The following is a 16,514-nucleotide window of genomic DNA, read 5'->3' on the forward strand; positions in this document are numbered from 1 at the left end:
GCGTCTTGTTGTTGAAAACGCGTTCGCTAATTCCCCAAGGAATCCAGGAATCGGGTAAATCTTGACGCACGCCTGCCGGCAAAGGCTCCGGTTGAGGCGGCGGGCCACCGGCGGGAACCAACCGTAGCCCCGGCACCGAATGCTTGGCTTTAGAGGCAGGCAAAGACAACTCACCCGGTGCTGCATCCCGAAGCTCCAGCCCTATCTTCAAAGCTCCTGCCTTCGAACGCTTCTCAGGCAGAGACCCCAGCTCGATCAATCGCAAGAGCTCTTCTTCCGCGGCCGAAGCTTCCGAAGCTTTGTCTATTTGACGCAGTCTGTGCATCTTTTGTCGAAGTTCTTTCATGCGCTTATCCCGCTGGATCATTTGCGAGATGTAGTCGTCACCGATACGCGTGAGCGGCACCCAAGCTGAACCGAGTGAAAGGGGCTTCACTTCTCGAACGCTGTCTCGGATCTGCTGACCCATGCGAGCCACTTCCGAGTAAGCATCTTGCAACCAAGCAGGTCGATACCCCAGCAAATTCCAGGCGAACAGATTGGGAGATAAAGCAAAAACAAAGAAAATAGAAACGCAGATTTGATTCATACAAATAAACACTCCCTCTCATTGACGAGGCCATTCAACGACTTTCTCTGTTCCTAGACTTTCCACTGAAAATCGTCAATGCTTGAACCGATTGGATCAGCCATTCCCGCCAACGTGGAAAAATGGCAAGGGATGCAAGAGCAGCCCCTTATTTTTGAGAAAAATAACTCATTTTGACTGATTCAAGCTACGAGAGAATAAACCACCCCTAGATCCCCAAAAAAAAGAGATTAACAGTCAGAACAGATTGTGCCACACCCTCAGCTGCTGTTGTACCGATGCTCTGGTAGGATTTTCAAATACAAACCTTCAAAGCTCTCCACCATAAAAAACTTCAAAACAGCCCGCAGCTCTTCCCATAAAACGCAATAGCTCTTCGCAGACGCTTTCGCTCGTTGAAAGCTTTGATCCGATAGCTCCGAAAGCGGATCAATCAGAAACGCCAGCAGCATCAACAAACCCAGATTGCTGCACAGGTTCTGATGAATTTCAAATCCAATTCTTCAAGCAATTGCAGATGCTTGCCAGCCGCGTACAGACTGGTTCCAGAAGAGGCAAGATTCCAATATCTTGCCCCGCTGGGCAAAAGCGAAGAGGATTTTGAAGATGCCTCGCAGGCTTTTGGAAGAGAGCTCATCTAAACGTTCGCGTAGGGTGGTGTCACAAGGGAGGTTTTGGACTCGATACAAGGTCTTGAGGTTCGAGCCGGTGATTTTTCGGCATTGCTGATCGTATTGGAGCAGAGAGGGAAACTTGAGGTGAAATACGGCCAAACCTGCCAGGATGAAGCTTATTTTGACGGGAATCGCTGGTGAAGTACAAGAGGCAACCGTCGCCCATAAAATCATCAGCCAGGCCTATGGAGCCGAGAACGTAATTGCTGATAAGGGCTATGATTCAGATGAAATTCGGCGACACATCCGAAATCGAAGTGCAATACCGATTATTCCGCGCCGTTCGAACAGTATGAGACCAAATTCAGAATTTGACTCCCATTTGTACAAGCACCGCCATCTTGTTGAAAATTTATTCGCGAGACTGAAGCATTTGAGAAGTATTGCGACTCGGTTTGAGAAATTAGCTCGAAACTACCGGGCAATTGTGTATTTGGCCTGTTCGATGATTGGGTTGAAGTTAGGAAAATGAAATGAGGACACACCCTAGGACTTTTGATGGCAAAATTTCAAGCAAAGGCAAAAAATTTTAGTCATGATATCAACAAGCAATAATCGTTAAACGATCGGACTCGAAAGAATAGACAAATCAATACCATTTTTAACATCCCTCACGGCATCATTTAGTCGTTGTGCGTTATTGGGAGTTCGAAGAAGATGCAAGGTTTCGGCTATTGCATTAAAATCTTCTAGAGAAAGCATCACGACTGGTGCCTCATTCTGGCGAGTAATCATGAGTGGAGCATGATCTGAACAGACACGTTTCATTGTTTTCGTAAAATTTCGGCGTGCTTGAGCATCACTAATCGCATCCACAGCTGCATGCTACCATATCTGTACTCATTCGATCAATTTAAACCGTCAACCAGCTTAAATCCCCCGCGCCTTCTCGAATCACGATGGGATAAGGCCCGCTTAAATCCACCACAGAGGAATCGGATCCATCGAGAGTACCCGCGTCCAGAATGAGATCCAAATCGTGGCCGATGTGTTCAACAATTTCTTGAGGACCGTATAAAGTGCGATTGCCAAGCTTGGTGCTGGAAGAAACAATCGGGCGCTTATAAGTACGAGCTAAAGCGAGGGTAACAGGGTGATTCGGCACACGAATCCCCACGGTTTTACGCTTGCTTTGGAAAATTTTAGGCACTTCTGGGGCGGCTCGCAGAATAAACGTGTATGGCCCTGGCAAGTAGCGCTTCATCATCCGATAGGCATCGCTTTCAATTAAAGCGTAACGAGCAATATCCGATAAATCCGGAACCACAAACGATAAAAGATGCTCCGGATCTAAGTTTCGAATTCGATAAATTCGGTCAATCGCTTGTTTGTCAAAAATCCCACAGCCGATTCCATAGCGGGTGTCGGTAGGATACGCGATCACCCCACCTCGTTCCAAAATCGTCACCGCATGAGCAATCATACGAGGCTCCGGAAACTCTGAATCGATTTTGAGTCTCAAGGACGAACTGTGGGCCATGGTTTTGTACCTTACTACTTCCCAATGCAAAAGCGACTAAAAATTAAGTCTAAGACCTCTTCATTCAGCGATTTACCCAGCAAACGATCCAAAGCGTGACCCGCGCTGCGCAATTCAAACGCAACAACTTCATCAGGCTCTCTATTTTTTAAAGCCCAAAGAGCTTCTTCCAGCGCCTCCTTGGCCGTCTGAACCTCTTCTACTTGCCGCGCGCGAGTCAGAATCGTGTTTTCTGGATCGCGAGAAGGCCCAGCCAAAAAGTCAAAAAGCTTTTCTTTTAAAGATTCGATCCCCCAGCCTGTCTTAGCAGACAGAGCCTGTTCACAGTTTTCACACCTGAGACCCAAGTCGGATTTACTCGCTATAGTCAGCAAGGGTACGTTCATCTCGGGTTCTTCTAAAGAGCAATCTCCCTGCGGCTTCAACCAAAGCACGAGATCGGCACTCTGCAGCTCTTTTCGCGCTCGCTCAATGCCAAGCTGTTCAACCGGGTCCAAGCCTTGATCTACTCGAATGCCAGCAACGTCAATCATACGCACCGGTATTCCATTCAGCACCCACTCGGCTTCGATCACATCACGCGTTGTGCCTGGTTTTTCATGAACCAGCGCTTTCTCCTCCCCTAAAAGCGTATTCAGCAAAGTCGACTTACCGGCATTGGGTGCACCGTACAAGACAACACGGGCTCCTTGCATCAAGCGTTTGCCCAATTGGGCGTTGGCAATCAAGCTGCTGAGATCGGTAACCACTTGTTCTAAAGCCAATTGGAGGCTTTGTCGAACGGCGGAACCGATATCTTCATCCGGAAAATCCAAACGAGCCTCAATTTCACACAAAGCATCAATAATTTGGATCCGAGCCGGTTCAAGAACTTGGGCAAGTCCTCCTTTGAGGTTTCGAAGAGCCACTCGAGCAGCTTCTTCTGAACGAGCCGAAATCAGATCACAGACAGCCTCTGCTTGAGTTAAGTCAAGTTTACCAGAGAGAAAGGCTCGCATGGAAAATTCACCCGGCCGAGCCAATCGAGCCCCTGCTTTTTGGAGAGCATGAAGCGTTTGCTGAATAATGAGGGAACTTCCATGCAACGAAAGTTCAAAACTCGCTTCTCCAGTAAAGCTCTTTCCTTCTGGGAAAGAGATGCAAACTGCGTCATCAAAGTCGAGCACATCGCCACGAATCGCTTTGAAGTCCGCTTGCTTGCCATACTTTGGAGTGAAGACGGCTTCACGAATTCGAACAGAATCCGGCCCGCTGACTCGGACAATGGCTAAAGCGCTTTGACCAGGAGATGTTGCCAGTGCACAGATCGTGTCACGCATAAGATTCTTGGCTCCGAGCATGGCGTTTAATGGCTACTCGAATCAGCGTTTGAGCGGCGGGGGTAATGCCGCTCAGCCGAGCCGCTTGCCCCAAAGTTTGAGGTCGGTGTTTTTTGAGCTTTTCAAAAACTTCGTTGCTCATGCCTGGAATTTGCGAATCGAATACCGACTCCGGAATCAAACAAGCATCCAAGTCCATCTGCTCGCGGAGTTCCTTCTGAACGCGTCCGATGTAACCTGCGTACTTTTGCTCCACTCGTGCCCGATGGCGAACGCGGGGATCCTCATGCTCTAAAGCTAAACTACTGCGAGCCATGTCTTCAAATGCCTGTATGCTTTCAAACCTTTCCGAACTGAGTAAGCCCGCTTGATGCCCCAGCAGCGCCAAACGCTCGTAAACGTTATCCTCTCTCAAAACTAAGCGATGCTCGGCTCTGGAAGTAAACATACGATAAGGCTCGTCTGTCCCCAGCGTGACCAAATCATCGATCAAAACGCCTGCGTACGCTTGATGTCTTCCAAGAACGATAGGCTCTTTGCCCAAAAGTTTCAAAGAAGCATTGAGGCCCGCTAGAAGTCCCTGAGCAGCGGCTTCTTCGTAACCGGTTGTTCCATTGATCTGCCCCGCGCAATAGAGCCCTGAAATGCACTTGGTTTCCAAGGTTGAAAAGAGTTGGGTTGGTTTGACAAAATCATATTCGACGGCATAACCCCAACGAGTCACTTCGACGCGTTCCAAACCTTGCACGGTTCTTAAGAATTCAATCTGGACATCGGGAGGCAAGGAAGTGGAAAGGCCATTGGGATACACTTCGTAAGTATCAAGCCCTTGCGGCTCTAAAAAAATCAAATGAGATTCTTTTTCAGCAAATCGAACAACTTTATCCTCGATGCTTGGACAATAGCGAGGGCCTGTTCCTGCAATTTGGCCGTTATACAACGGAGCTCGATTGGAACGAATGCTCTCTCCGATCACTTCATGCGTTTTAGGGTTGGTGTAGGTCAGATGACAAGAGATTTGGCGCAACACCGGTTCACGGCTCTCAAATGAGAACAAAGGCGCTGGATGATCCGGTTTTTGCTCTTCTAAAGCGGCGTAATCGATGGTTCGAGCATCCAATCGTGGACAGGTTCCTGTTTTGAGGCGACCCAGTTCAAAGCCCAGATCCGCCAAAGAAGCAGAGAGCCCTGAAGTGGGAGCCTCTCCAGCTCGTCCACCCGGCATTCTTTGAAAGCCCAAGTGAAGTTGAGCGCCCATAAAAGTACCGGTGGTGATAACAACTGCAGAAGCCAAGAGAGAACCGCTGTTTTTCGTTGAGACACCCTGTACACGACCTTTTTCAGTCAAAATACCCAACACGTCGTCTTGTTTTAAATGCAGATTGGGAGTCGCGAAAAGCACTTCCGTCATTCTTCTGCGATAACGTTCCATGTCGCTTTGACAGCGCGTCGCCTGTACAGCGGGCCCCCGTGAAGCGTTTAAGGTTCTAAAATGGATTCCTGTTCGATCAGCGATGCGAGCCATTTCGCCACCCAGCGCATCGATCTCTTTTACCAAATGACCCTTGCCCACGCCTCCAATCGCCGGATTACAGCTCAAAGCAGCCATTCGATCCAAAGATCCTGTGATCAAAAGAGTCTTAAGACCTAAACGCGCCGCAGACAAAGCCGCTTCGCACCCCGCATGGCCTGCTCCTACTACGATGACATCCAATTTCATCGCCATTTTTTATCAAATAGCTTGATTTCAGCAAGAGGGCAGGAGTACTTACAACAAATGAGAAAGTTTCGCTGGATGGTTTGCTTCATTTCCTTAGCCACTCAGGCTCAGTACTTTAACAGCAGTGCCTTCCAACTCTATCTCGGATGGGCGGGTTATGACACCTCTGCTTCTTTTTTAAGACCCCAGCCAGATCCCAACGAGTGGCCGATGACCGACCAGCTTCAATTGGGCCTCGGTTATCAATACGCCCTGTACCAATACAGTCTTTGGTGGTTCACCCAAAGTGCGGTTTCGTTTGGCTACGCCCGGAATTACGGTTTATCGCAAACTCAAATCTTGCCCGCTGTGAACGCTTTAACGGGTTTGCGTTGGAATTTTGCATCGCAAAACTGGCGACCCTTTGTTCAAACCGGCATAGGTCTTGTGGCTTTGTTTAACAACCCTAATTCGAGCTCCGACAGCAGCAGCCCAAGCAAACAAGCCTGGATGATTCTAGAGCTTGGACCTGGTCTTGAATGGGTGTTCATGAACGAAATGAGTTTTCAAATCGATCTAGGAGCCCAAGCCTTTTTTGATTTTCATCATGCAACGCGTTTCTCATACGCGGGCCGCTTTTCTTACCTTTTTTATTTCTAAGCGATCTACTTTAGACATCGGATCCCGTTTGTATGATCGCCAAATTTTGCATGAGAGGCGAATCTTCTGGATAATGCCGACCTTCCGACGTAGCAAAGGCCTGCAATAAAGCAGCCTGGTTCTGGGATAAATGATAGCCAATTTCCAGAAAACTCATGGGATCCTGCCCAATAAGCTTCGTTAGGCTGAAATTGGCTTGCGTGCTGGTCTCTTTAAATCCGAGCTTTTGAAGCAGTATTTCTGGCGTGACTTCCATTCGAACGCCCAGCATTCTACCCATCGTCTTTACTTGTTCCAGACTCGCTTCTTCAATTTCTTCGAGGATGGAACTTAGGCTTTCACTCGACCCATCTGAGCGAAGAATGTGATCCACAAATTTCTGAATCAGATCCTCTTGCCGCTCAGTTCTTGGGAGAAGATCCGATTCTTGCTCTAGAATTTTGCTGGCTCCCTCTTGGTCCGCATTAACTTCTTCTCTGAGACGATGTTGGGGGGAAGATTGGCGCATGAGAGCCAGTCTTTGTTCAGAATACGCTAACAAGATTTTGGCTTGGTATTTCTGCAAACCATAGCTGCCCTCGCCTATCGATTCGAGCATGGTATACTCGCCGCCAGGACTCATGTTGGCGCGGCTGGTCGCTTGCCAATTTCCAAAAATTTCTCTTTTTAAACCCATACGCTCTAAGAGCTTTTCCGCGCTCGAATGAACGCCGTACTGAGTCGCTAAGAGTTGCCCCAGTAATTTTAAGTGTTCATCCGATGCTCCAGAGAGCCTCGCTGGAACATCGCCCTGAGCGATGGAGTTGAGATCTTTTCGAACCGCTAGATTCAGACTTATCTTTGCTTTGATTGCCAACAGCCGCGCTGCATCGCTATCCGGTCTGGGTTTTATACCCGTTGGAGGCAACCAAATTCGATGGGCCGCTGAACGCTCAATCTGCTCAAAAAGCCGCTGATAGCCGATGGAATCCGGATTGCGCTCTTTTTCAAGAGTTTCAAGCTGCTGCTGAAACGAATTGAGCTGGGTTCGCAACAAAGTTTCTGTCTGATTGCGTGCCATCGCACGAAAGTCAGAGTCCTTTTGCTTGACAACGATGGCAGCTTCCTCAGAAGTTTTTACAGATCTGAGCCAAGAATCCACCGCGTTGTTCATCTCCTCAGACCAATCTCCCACTTTTTTGGCTTTAAATGCCTCTTTTGCTTTCGCTCTCACGCCTAGAATGCGCTCGTGTTCGGATTGCAGGTTTTTCAGCTTTCTGAGAAGATTCGCTTTTTGCGATCTAAATTGCTCTCCCTCAGTGACTTTCGATCCATCCTGCAATTCAAGCACAGGGACAAAACGGATGTATTCATAGAGATGTCTTTCATGCCCACAGGGGTAACCCGGAAATCTCTGTTCCCAACGTTCTTTCGCCAAATGATGAAGCGTGAATTCCTCAACTTGAGGGACAAGAGCGTGTACTTGCACTTCAAATTCAGACGAACCCGGCTTGAGATCACGGAGCCGTTCATCAAACCGCTTTGACAGCTGATTCGACAACAATCGATCAGCATCCTCAAGCTCAAGCTGGTCAATCGCCTTGGAAATTTGATCAGGCAACGTCGTTTGATAGCGCCGAACGCTCTCAAATCGTTCGGTTTGTTGGATCCTTTCTAGCAACTGAGTATATTCTGCTGACTTGCCCCATTGAATTCGAACAGCTCCTATTTTTTCGACAGGTTCGAATTGCTTATCTACTTCGTCCAATTCCGTTTGAAGCGCTTGCATACTTCGATCGAATGTCTTTTCTATGCGAGCGGCCTCTATTCTCTCGCTTAATTGACTTCGATAACCTCCCCACTCGAGTTGAAATCGACGTTGTTCAAGCCTCCAACGCTCGCAGGAAATTCCTTTTTCTCGAATTTCCCGAAGCTGAGCTAAGCGCTGCTGGATCAAACGAGATCGCTCTCCAAGATCGCTGGGCAAGGTCGTCAAGTCGGAAGCGGATGCCATTGCATTTTCATCGCTAGCGATTGATTCCAGAGCCTGTTTCTCTAAATTCAAGTTTAATAACACCGCTTTTTGTTCCGATTCGGATGGCCTTAAGGACTTCAATTTTTCTGCAAACCACTCACGATGAGATCGATCGTGGTTGCTTGGACTCGCTTTCCACTGTTTCCAATCTTTTAATTCCTGTTCCGTCAGGCCACTCTCCAGGGTATTTCGAAGTTTTTGTCGCGTAAAAAAACCGCTGTTAACATAGCGATTCTCGCAATCTAGAATGTGTTTAATCGGCTCGCTGCTATTCACAGCTTTCTGAAGCTCTGAAACCTTTTCAGAAAACCAGACTCGATGATCTTTTGAACTATTTCGCGGTGTATCTTTCCATGCTTTCCATTCTCTAGTTTGTTCTTCACTTAATCCAAGCTTCGTGCCAGAACGTCTCAAGCTCCTTCTTTCAAAAAGTCCAGCCCGTGTGTAAAACGTTTGAGCCATGCGAAACGCATCGATTTGAGCCAAGCTATCTTTTTGCTTTTGAAGGGTCTCAATCTGAGTGCTCAACTTCTGCAACTCAAGTTTGATCGTATCACCCGCTTTAGGCTGAATCGCTGTCAGTAAACTTCCTGGCATTGTCCTGGTTGAGACAAACAGATCCGCCGACGAATCTGCTAAAGCAGGGCTTGTTCCAGAACGATACAGGCTCTCTGTTGAGCCTTCCACTGCCTCTGGATCTCGGGCACCAGGCAAAGTTCCAATTCCAAATTGATCAACTGCCATCTCTCCCCTCAAGAATCAGCGTGACTTATCTGCAATGATTCATCTTGCAGCCAAACAAATCTTAATACGCTTTTACTCTTCGATGCTACCGCCGCGCAGAGCAATTCCTAACATGGCTATCAATCCGCCTTCTTTGCGATCGATTTTCTGCAGGTTATTGTAACCGATTTGACCGAAGACATCGATCATCGGAGTCACCGCATAAAGCGCCTTCAGGAAAAGCGGAGTCCTTAGACCTACATGCTCGTAGTCCCCGGTTGTGCTGATCTGGGCCCAGTTAGTGACTAAATTGAGACAAAGTGCCTCAGTCGCTTGCCAAGAAAGGCGTGTCTCGAAAGCAAAGATTGCTTGCGGATTTGAGGACCAATCAATCGTTATCAAATTCTCTAAAAGCACTAAATTTAAATATCCTCGCACCAAAGGAATGTACGTTGCCATGCTCAGGCTCATCCCTTTCACAACGCTCGCATCAAAATGAAACGGTATCGAAGCGATTGCCATGGAACTCAGGTACTTGGTTGCAAAGAGATAGTGAGCCAGGTTTAAACTGATTTTTTGATCCGGCTCATTTCCTGCTTGCAGACCTGCCCACGATAGACCCAATTGAAAGTGATCGGTTATCCCGTAATCAGCCGAAAGAGACACCGCATTGGAGTTAGAGAAACGAAGCGCTGTTTCAAAAGAATTGCGAGGCATGGTGAATGGGCGCGAGAACACCGTCATCGGGTACTTGGCGAAAGACCATGCGCCAATCGATACAAAACCCAGCACAAGAAAACCAACTCGATTCATAGATACTACCTCAAATGAAAAACCCGGGAACTCTGAGCGCCCGGGTTTCGGAAAGAGCTTCCTAAACGAAGAGGGAGTCTAACAAGACCCTATCAAATCACAAGAGGGAGCTAGAAATATCAGCGATTCTCAGCAAAATGGCGTTCAAACAGTCGATTCCCTCAGCGCACACAACGAACATAGTAACGAACCCTCATATCGTGAGAGGAGACGTTGCCACTAGCGAAAATGACGACCCACGCGGTACCAGGACTACCCTCAATCAGAGTGCCTGACCAATACCAATTGTTATCTCTTTCTCCTAACACACCTTGCTGCTGATACAGCGCCTCTAATTCCCAAATTGTTGACAATCGCCACCCTTCCGACCGACGACTCCCTGCATAGGCTTCGGCCTCTTTAAAAGTCATTCTCTTAGACTCTCACGGTCCCACTCCAGAACAGGGACGTCTTGAGCATCCCGCGGGCCTTGATACCAATCATCAACTCGCCTGAGCGGGGACACCCCCTATTACACTCGGAGCTCCTACCATGGCTTGACGCACAGGCTTATCCATCCTCCCTTGCCCATCGAACAGCTGAGCGAGCTGCTCATACATCTTCAATTGATCCTCTTCCAAGTCCATCGCAGGATGTTCCACTTGAAGTTCCACCCAATAACGCGGCAAGGCCTGCGAAGGTTGAAAAACCACTAACTCATCGCAAATAGGCGCTTGATCTGCTAGGCAAGGGTAATAATATTGACAATCAAAACTATCCTCCGTTGGAGCCACCGGAATGTAGTGCGCATTGTAATTCTTATAGGCTGCTTCACCCGATAAAAGCCCCATGTCTGACTAGTGAGCGGCACCCAAGCCGAACCGAGCGAAAGAGGCTTCACCTCTCGAACGCTGTCTCGAATTTGCCGACCCATTCGAGCCACTTCCGAGACTTTCCACTTGGAACCGTCAATGCTTGAGGGCTTTAGCGCTCATCAACTGTCAAAGCCCACAACAAATCCTGGCAATACGAGCTGCCAGGATTTGTAGCAAATGCTTTTCGAGCATGCTTACGGGCTCTTGAGAGGTTGCCCTGCCGCCAACAGACTTGGGCCAATGTCGCATGCGCATCGGAAAAATGAGGATTCACCTCAATTGCCTGCTGGAGTATCGATTCTGCTTTTTTGAATTGTTTATTTGACAAATAACAGCGCCCTAGGTTCGCTAAAAATTGAGCTTCCTCCGGACAAAGTCCAACTGCCTTTTCGAGCGCTTCTTGAGCCTGATAACCTTCTCCAATTCCTAAGTAAGCAATACCAAGTCCATTCATGACATCGGGATCTTCTGGAAGCAATGTTTGTGATTTTTTCAAAAATGGAATTGCTTCGCAAGGGCGAGCCATTTCAATCAACGATCGACCCAAAGCATGGTTGATATCTCCATCGTTCAAGTTGTATCGGACGGATGCACGAAAAGACTCTGCTGCCTTCGCCCAAAGCTGAATCAATTCATAGGATAAACCTCTCAAATAATCGGATCTGCCTGGAGAAAGAGACACTTTCGCCTCTTCGGCAGCCTGCACCAAGTCAAAATAAGGAGCAGGAATAGTTTGAAATTGAAAATGACCACAAGGAAAATTGGGTAATTCACAGAGAGATTGGTAGTCGAGCCTGTCAATTCCATCCGTGCCAATATCGCTCAGGAGAACTTCGGCTTTTTCCCTCAGTTCTCGCAAGAGTTCTTTCGAAATGCCCGGGTCTGAGACGATGAGCACATCTTCACAGAATGCATTCAGAAGCACTTTCTTAAGTTTGCAATTCGAGACTTTGATCGCTCCCAAAACCAAATCTGGAAACGCCGCGATACTGGCAACTTGCTCGCCGACACAAACAGCGGCAAAACGACTTGGATCCTCATGAATGTAGATCATTCCCTCGAAATGCCACCGGCCTGTTTGCTGTTTAGCGCGTGCACGAAACTCTTCAAAATCGCCATACTCGATGGATTGCCAGTGATCTGATTCATACCGTTCGACAATCCATCCAAATTTCTCGTTCTTAATGCCACACGGCTTATGCGTTTTAGTGAAATAAGTGGGAGACCTCAACGTCATCTGGATGAAGTCCTCAACAGGGTTTCGCTTTACTTCCACAGAATCGATCGGAATACCGAGCCAAATCGCTTCGCCAGCTTTGAGCTGTTTGTCTTTTTCAACGAAGAAAACAGCCTGTGTTTGCTGAACACTTAACCAGGCCTCAAAAGGTGGATGGCGCCACTGATTGGAATCAATAATTTCTTGCCATTCTAAAACCTGAAAGTCATGTTCCGGATGCTTGCTAGGTAAAATATTTTGCTTCATTTCGTTTGCGATCTGCTTGATCTCGTAAGCACTATACGAGTAGCATTTTGGAACAAGCAACAGATGAACCCAGTTTTCCAAAGTGACAAAAAGGATGATTTGCTCCTCTTCTACGCGTAAAAACGCATCTTGAATTCGTTTTCGAAATTGAACGGTTTTAGGTGTCACAATTAAAAACTAACACGATCTGTTTTTTATTTTCAAAACAGTATTCTAAAAATATTTTTTAAATAGGCGCTTGAAAAAAAACACAATCTCAAATAAATCCCAATTCACTGAGAGGTCCATGATGAATTTTTCCGCACTTTTCTCGATTTTATTGACCCTGGGTTTGCTTCTATCGGAACCGATCAACGCTTCAACAAGCAGTTGTCGAGAACACTTAAAGACCCCCATTATTGTCTCAGGAGCAGCCTCTCTCTTCATGGGCCTAGCCGGAGTCATCACGCTATTTCCGCTGGACGGCGGGCGTCTTTATCCTTCGGATCCAGACAGTAATTCGACCGAAACCCCTGTGCCTATTTTGGCAACCGGAGAAAGAAAAACGACCGGGTTTGCTTTTCTAGGAACAAGCGGTGTGCTAGCAGCGATTTCAGTGCTTTTTTACTGCGCTTACGCATCGCATGTGCCTGAGCTCAGTGAAGAGGGCTGATAAACGGACTCTCCCAAACTCCTAACAAGTACTTTTGCCCAGATGCAATCAAACTGGCGCGCTCGGAGAGGTCTGCCAATCGAATTCGATCCGCTGCTCGCCAAGCTTCTTGCTTTAAAGCTTCAAACATTGCTGAGGCTTCTAAAGCCTGACCCATTTGCGATTTTCCCAAAGCGACGAGTCGTTTGGACTCCAAGCCCAAAACACCCGTCATGTGGGTAGGCATCGTTTGCAGACCTAACTCAAAATTGCCCGATAAAATTTGGGCTCTCGCGAATAGATACGAAGCCGCATCCCGCTCTGCGCTAGGACTTAAGTGAGAGCTTAGCAGATATCCTAAGTCACCAAACAAAGCCCCTATTCTTAATGGATCTTGAGGCTTCTCAACAAATATCTGAAAACTTGCTTTCCCCAATCGGGAACCCGTCAATAAGGCCTGCTTTAGCAACAACCTACGTTGAATCGATACCGATTGTTCACGCCCATCGATTTGGCGATAAGCCTCCGCTGCAAGCGCCCATTGCCCAGAAAGAGCCAAGGCATCTGCTTTTGCTTCAAGAGAAAGAGGACTTTCTACTTTTTGAGCCCTGCAATCTTGAAACAAAATGGAACTTGCACGATGCTCCGTTTTCATCCACGGAATCGCATCTTGTGGCAACGATTCTTGTTTTAAGCGAAGGTGAAATAGCTTTAAAAAATCACTTGAAAACCAAATTTCGCCTGTTTTAGCGATATCGCGTATATTTTTTTGAACACACGCTTCATCTGAGCATTGTTGAGTCAGATAAGCATCGAGCAAAGTGGCTGAGGCAACACCGCTTCGAGTCGACCCATTCAGCCAAAAGGACCACAGATCTGGGTTCAAGAGGTCTTCTGGGCTTTTTTCAAATCCGAGACGATCATTCGCCATGGCTTGTTGTTCGTAGGTCAAGCTTTCTTGAATCGCCAACTCAGGAGTGAGGTAGACGGCTAAGCCCTCGGAAAGTCCCCAGTTGGGGATCAATCCAAAGATGCCAGGAACTCTCCATAACGTGTTGCTAACTTGCCCGATTAAAACATGCGCTAATTCGTGCCCCAGAGTTGGATGGGGAATTTGAGTGCCAGTGATGTGTATTTCTCGATGACTGGGCAGAGAAAAGTGAACGTTCTTCGCTCCCGTGTGACGTGCAAGGTCTTCCGAATTTTTGTAGAGCCAAATGCGAATGGGTCCAGCCGAGCGAATACCGGTTCTTTTTTCCAAACGATTCAACCACAAATTGGCTTCCTGCAAAATTCCTTCTGCCGAATTGTGACCAACAGCTTTTAAATTTGTGTGCAGGATCACATTTCGACGAACGATTTGATCAGGATAGTCCAACAGACGTTCTTTATAGGGAGGCGATATCCAAGAAGAACTCTGCCACTGACCGAACAAACCAAGTCCTAATAAAGTCAAAACAAGCCAGAATTTGGTAGCATGAAACTTCGTATAAACTCCCATGCCTATCAGAGCCAACGCCAAAAGAAGATTCGAAAGCTTATAGAAGAGCAACGCGGGATCCAGATTTTGCCCACGCACTAAGTCTCCTGCAATAAATAGCCAATAAGGCTCAAAGAAGCGTAAAGAAGGCTGGTACCACCAAAGTACGATGTTCATCGCCCAATAACCAACCCATAAAAGAACCGAAACGAGCATGGCCAGACGCATCTGCCCAATCAAACGACCTATCCAAAGCCCCGTACTCAAGTTTAAAAGGAGTTGAGGAACAATCGCCACCAAAAAAGGAACCATACCCGCACTTGTGCTGCAACTTTGAACGACAACAGTGTGCGATTTGAGAAGAAAGAGCACTCCAACGAGCGAACCAAACACCCAAAAACTTTCTTTGCGAAAATCTTGCATGTAACCTTGAGAGGCGCGATGTACTCCTCGAGAAACTCCGGCAAAGAATGAAGCAGGGGCTAAAAATAACCCAAAATACAATGCAGACTCAAAGGTTGGCGTAGCCAAGATTTGAGATTTCCAGCCAATCACCGTTGCTGCCAATGCGAGCAAAGGAAGGATCATGGAAGCCGTCGAAGGAAATCGATTCTCTTTTAAACTCATTTTCTTTTATTCTTTTTTCGAGCCAATTTTTCTCGTTTACGCTTTTCTTTTCGATTGGGATCTAATTTGGGCGCAGAAAATTCAGCGCTGCTCCTAGGCATTGGAGGGATAGACCCTCTCAATCCGCCCAATTTACCGATATTTTGCATCTTTTCTTTCATCCAAGCAAACTGCTTCAAGAGGTCTTCCAGATCTTGTTCTTTCCGACCGGATCCTTGTGCAATGCGCCGCTTCCGAGTTTTACTCAGCCGTATCAAATCGGGTTGATGTCTTTCTTGAGGGGTCATGGATAAAATGAGAGATTCGATTTTTCGAATCTGCGCATCGCCATCGGAGCGAAGCATGGGCAACAAGGACCCCATGCCTGGAAGTTTTTCCAAGAGACCGGCAATGGGTCCTATTTTCCGAATCATTCGAATTTGGTCCAGAAAGTCCTGCAAACCAATCCGACCCTTCATCATGCGTTGCGCATCTTTTTCCGCTTTTTCTTGGTCAATGTGCTCTTCAAAATCTTTGACCAATGAAACGATATCGCCCATGCCGAGAATACGAGAAGCGAGTCCTTGTGCTCGAAACTCTTCCAACTGGGTATTCTTCTCACCGACTCCTAAGAAGCGAATAGGCTTTCCAGTACAGGTCCGCACAGAGAGCGCTGCTCCTCCACGCGCATCGCCATCGAGCTTCGTCAGAATGATACCATCGACTTCAAGCCGCCGATTGAACTCAGAAGCCGTATTGACCGCATCTTGCCCCATCATGGCATCGATGACGAGCATCACTTGATCGGGATTCGTCAAACGTTTGATACTTTCCAATTCGCTCATCAACTTATCGTCAATGGCTAAACGTCCTGCCGTATCGAATAAAACCAAATTAAAATTTTGAGCCTTGGCATACTCCAGGGCTCTTACACACAGCTCGGGTGGCTGAAGGTCGGGCGCTGAAAACACAGGAATGCCGAGCTCTTTTCCCAGAATTTCAAGCTGCTGGATCGCAGCCGGCCGATAGATATCGGCTCCAACCAACAGAGGTTTATAACCCAATTTTTGATAGAATCGAGCGAGTTTAGCGGTTGAAGTCGTTTTCCCAGAACCCTGTAAGCCCACCATCATCAAACTAGCAATCGGTTTTTTGAGTTGAATGGGCTCGGAGCCAGAATCCATCAAAGACTCAAGTTCCTCCTGGCAAATTCGAATAAAATGTTCTGCTGGGCTTATCTTTCGATTCTTAAAAGAGACCGTCACGGCAAGGCCCAGTGCCTTATCCTGAACGCGTTGCAGAAACTGTTCCACCACATCTGCGTGCACATCCGCGTCTAAAAGAGATTTTCGAATTTCTACTAAAGCATTTTTAACATTGCTTTCCGTAAGCAAAGCTTGCCCGTTTAGAAAATTTCTGGCAGATCGAAAACCGTTGGATAGCGTCTCAAGCATGCACAGTTCTGTAGCTTGCTGTTTGCTAATTGCCA

General features: G+C 47.3%; 17 protein-coding genes. 3 read left to right on the forward strand and 14 right to left on the reverse strand.

The genetic code is table 11. The annotated features are described in order from the left end of the window. The 3 genes from I8H75_01210 to I8H75_01220 form a co-directional block, all read right to left on the reverse strand. The coding region (locus I8H75_01210; GenBank protein MBH2005960.1) for a hypothetical protein at nt 1-589 on the reverse strand (589 nt) is incomplete at its 3' end. Between the two features lie 260 nt (nt 590-849). Beyond that, nucleotides 850-1,047 carry a hypothetical protein gene (locus I8H75_01215; protein ID MBH2005961.1) on the reverse strand — a complete coding sequence of 66 codons (198 nt, stop codon included), beginning with the start codon at nt 1,045-1,047 and terminating at the stop codon, nt 850-852. Nucleotides 1,048-1,092: 45 nt separating this feature from the next. Then, complete coding sequence (locus I8H75_01220; protein ID MBH2005962.1) at nt 1,093-1,437, reverse strand: hypothetical protein; 345 nt, start codon at nt 1,435-1,437, stop codon at nt 1,093-1,095. Here I8H75_01220 and I8H75_01225 point away from each other — a divergent pair. Continuing rightward, entirely contained in the window at nt 1,373-1,735 is a 363-nt protein-coding gene (locus I8H75_01225) for a transposase (GenBank protein ID MBH2005963.1), read from the forward strand. The genes I8H75_01220 and I8H75_01225 overlap by 65 nt on opposite strands. Before the next feature lie 86 nt (nt 1,736-1,821). Here the strand turns inward: I8H75_01225 and I8H75_01230 are convergent, their stop codons facing one another. Genes I8H75_01230 through mnmG form a run of 4 tightly spaced genes read right to left on the reverse strand, consistent with a single transcriptional unit; the run spans nt 1,822 to nt 5,788 of the window. After that, nucleotides 1,822-2,079 (reverse strand): type II toxin-antitoxin system prevent-host-death family antitoxin, encoded by a 258-nt coding sequence (locus tag I8H75_01230; GenBank protein ID MBH2005964.1) that lies wholly within the window; start codon nt 2,077-2,079, stop codon nt 1,822-1,824. 37 nt (nt 2,080-2,116) lie between these two features. Further along, nucleotides 2,117-2,725, reverse strand: coding sequence for a threonylcarbamoyl-AMP synthase (locus tag I8H75_01235; GenBank protein ID MBH2005965.1), 609 nt, complete (start codon nt 2,723-2,725; stop codon nt 2,117-2,119). 32 nt (nt 2,726-2,757) lie between these two features. Next, on the reverse strand, nt 2,758-4,062 hold the full coding sequence (mnmE, locus tag I8H75_01240) for a tRNA uridine-5-carboxymethylaminomethyl(34) synthesis GTPase MnmE (GenBank protein MBH2005966.1): 1,305 nt from the start codon (nt 4,060-4,062) through the stop codon (nt 2,758-2,760). Next, complete coding sequence (gene mnmG, locus I8H75_01245) at nt 4,055-5,788, reverse strand: tRNA uridine-5-carboxymethylaminomethyl(34) synthesis enzyme MnmG (GenBank protein MBH2005967.1); 1,734 nt, start codon at nt 5,786-5,788, stop codon at nt 4,055-4,057. The genes mnmE and mnmG overlap by 8 nt, the downstream gene beginning before the upstream one ends. 51 nt (nt 5,789-5,839) lie before the next feature. Between mnmG and I8H75_01250 the strand changes: the two genes are divergently transcribed. Then, complete coding sequence (locus I8H75_01250) at nt 5,840-6,421, forward strand: hypothetical protein (protein ID MBH2005968.1); 582 nt, start codon at nt 5,840-5,842, stop codon at nt 6,419-6,421. Between the two features lie 10 nt (nt 6,422-6,431). Here the strand turns inward: I8H75_01250 and I8H75_01255 are convergent, their stop codons facing one another. The 5 genes from I8H75_01255 to I8H75_01275 all read right to left on the reverse strand — a co-directional run bounded on the left by I8H75_01255 (nt 6,432) and on the right by I8H75_01275 (nt 12,476). Continuing rightward, nucleotides 6,432-9,179 carry a hypothetical protein gene (locus I8H75_01255; protein MBH2005969.1) on the reverse strand — a complete coding sequence of 916 codons (2,748 nt, stop codon included), beginning with the start codon at nt 9,177-9,179 and terminating at the stop codon, nt 6,432-6,434. Between the two features lie 72 nt (nt 9,180-9,251). Further along, a complete protein-coding gene (locus tag I8H75_01260; protein ID MBH2005970.1) occupies nt 9,252-9,971 on the reverse strand; it encodes a hypothetical protein in 720 nt (239 codons plus the stop codon). A 161-nt stretch (nt 9,972-10,132) separates the two neighbouring features. Beyond that, on the reverse strand, nt 10,133-10,381 hold the full coding sequence (locus I8H75_01265) for a DUF1566 domain-containing protein (protein MBH2005971.1): 249 nt from the start codon (nt 10,379-10,381) through the stop codon (nt 10,133-10,135). Between the two features lie 72 nt (nt 10,382-10,453). After that, nucleotides 10,454-10,801: a hypothetical protein gene (locus I8H75_01270; protein ID MBH2005972.1), complete on the reverse strand. Its 348-nt coding sequence runs from the start codon at nt 10,799-10,801 to the stop codon at nt 10,454-10,456. Nucleotides 10,802-10,934: 133 nt separating this feature from the next. Continuing rightward, nucleotides 10,935-12,476, reverse strand: a complete 1,542-nt coding sequence (locus tag I8H75_01275; GenBank protein MBH2005973.1) for a tetratricopeptide repeat protein — start codon at nt 12,474-12,476, stop codon at nt 10,935-10,937. Nucleotides 12,477-12,594: 118 nt separating this feature from the next. Here I8H75_01275 and I8H75_01280 point away from each other — a divergent pair, with 118 nt between their 5' ends. Then, nucleotides 12,595-12,960: a hypothetical protein gene (locus tag I8H75_01280; GenBank protein ID MBH2005974.1), complete on the forward strand. Its 366-nt coding sequence runs from the start codon at nt 12,595-12,597 to the stop codon at nt 12,958-12,960. On the opposite strand, the gene I8H75_01285 is transcribed toward I8H75_01280, so the two are convergent. Together I8H75_01285 and ffh are read right to left on the reverse strand one after the other, a co-directional pair. Continuing rightward, nucleotides 12,944-15,046 carry a hypothetical protein gene (locus tag I8H75_01285; protein MBH2005975.1) on the reverse strand — a complete coding sequence of 701 codons (2,103 nt, stop codon included), beginning with the start codon at nt 15,044-15,046 and terminating at the stop codon, nt 12,944-12,946. The two genes, I8H75_01280 and I8H75_01285, sit on opposite strands and share 17 nt — an antisense overlap. Beyond that, nucleotides 15,043-16,479, reverse strand: coding sequence for a signal recognition particle protein (ffh, locus tag I8H75_01290; GenBank protein MBH2005976.1), 1,437 nt, complete (start codon nt 16,477-16,479; stop codon nt 15,043-15,045). The genes I8H75_01285 and ffh overlap by 4 nt, the downstream gene beginning before the upstream one ends. Nucleotides 16,480-16,514: the final 35 nt, after the last annotated feature.

The sequence above is a fragment of the Myxococcaceae bacterium genome, from assembly GCA_016000045.1.
In the GTDB taxonomy this organism is placed as follows: domain Bacteria; phylum Myxococcota; class UBA727; order UBA727; family JABDBI01; genus AER2-1.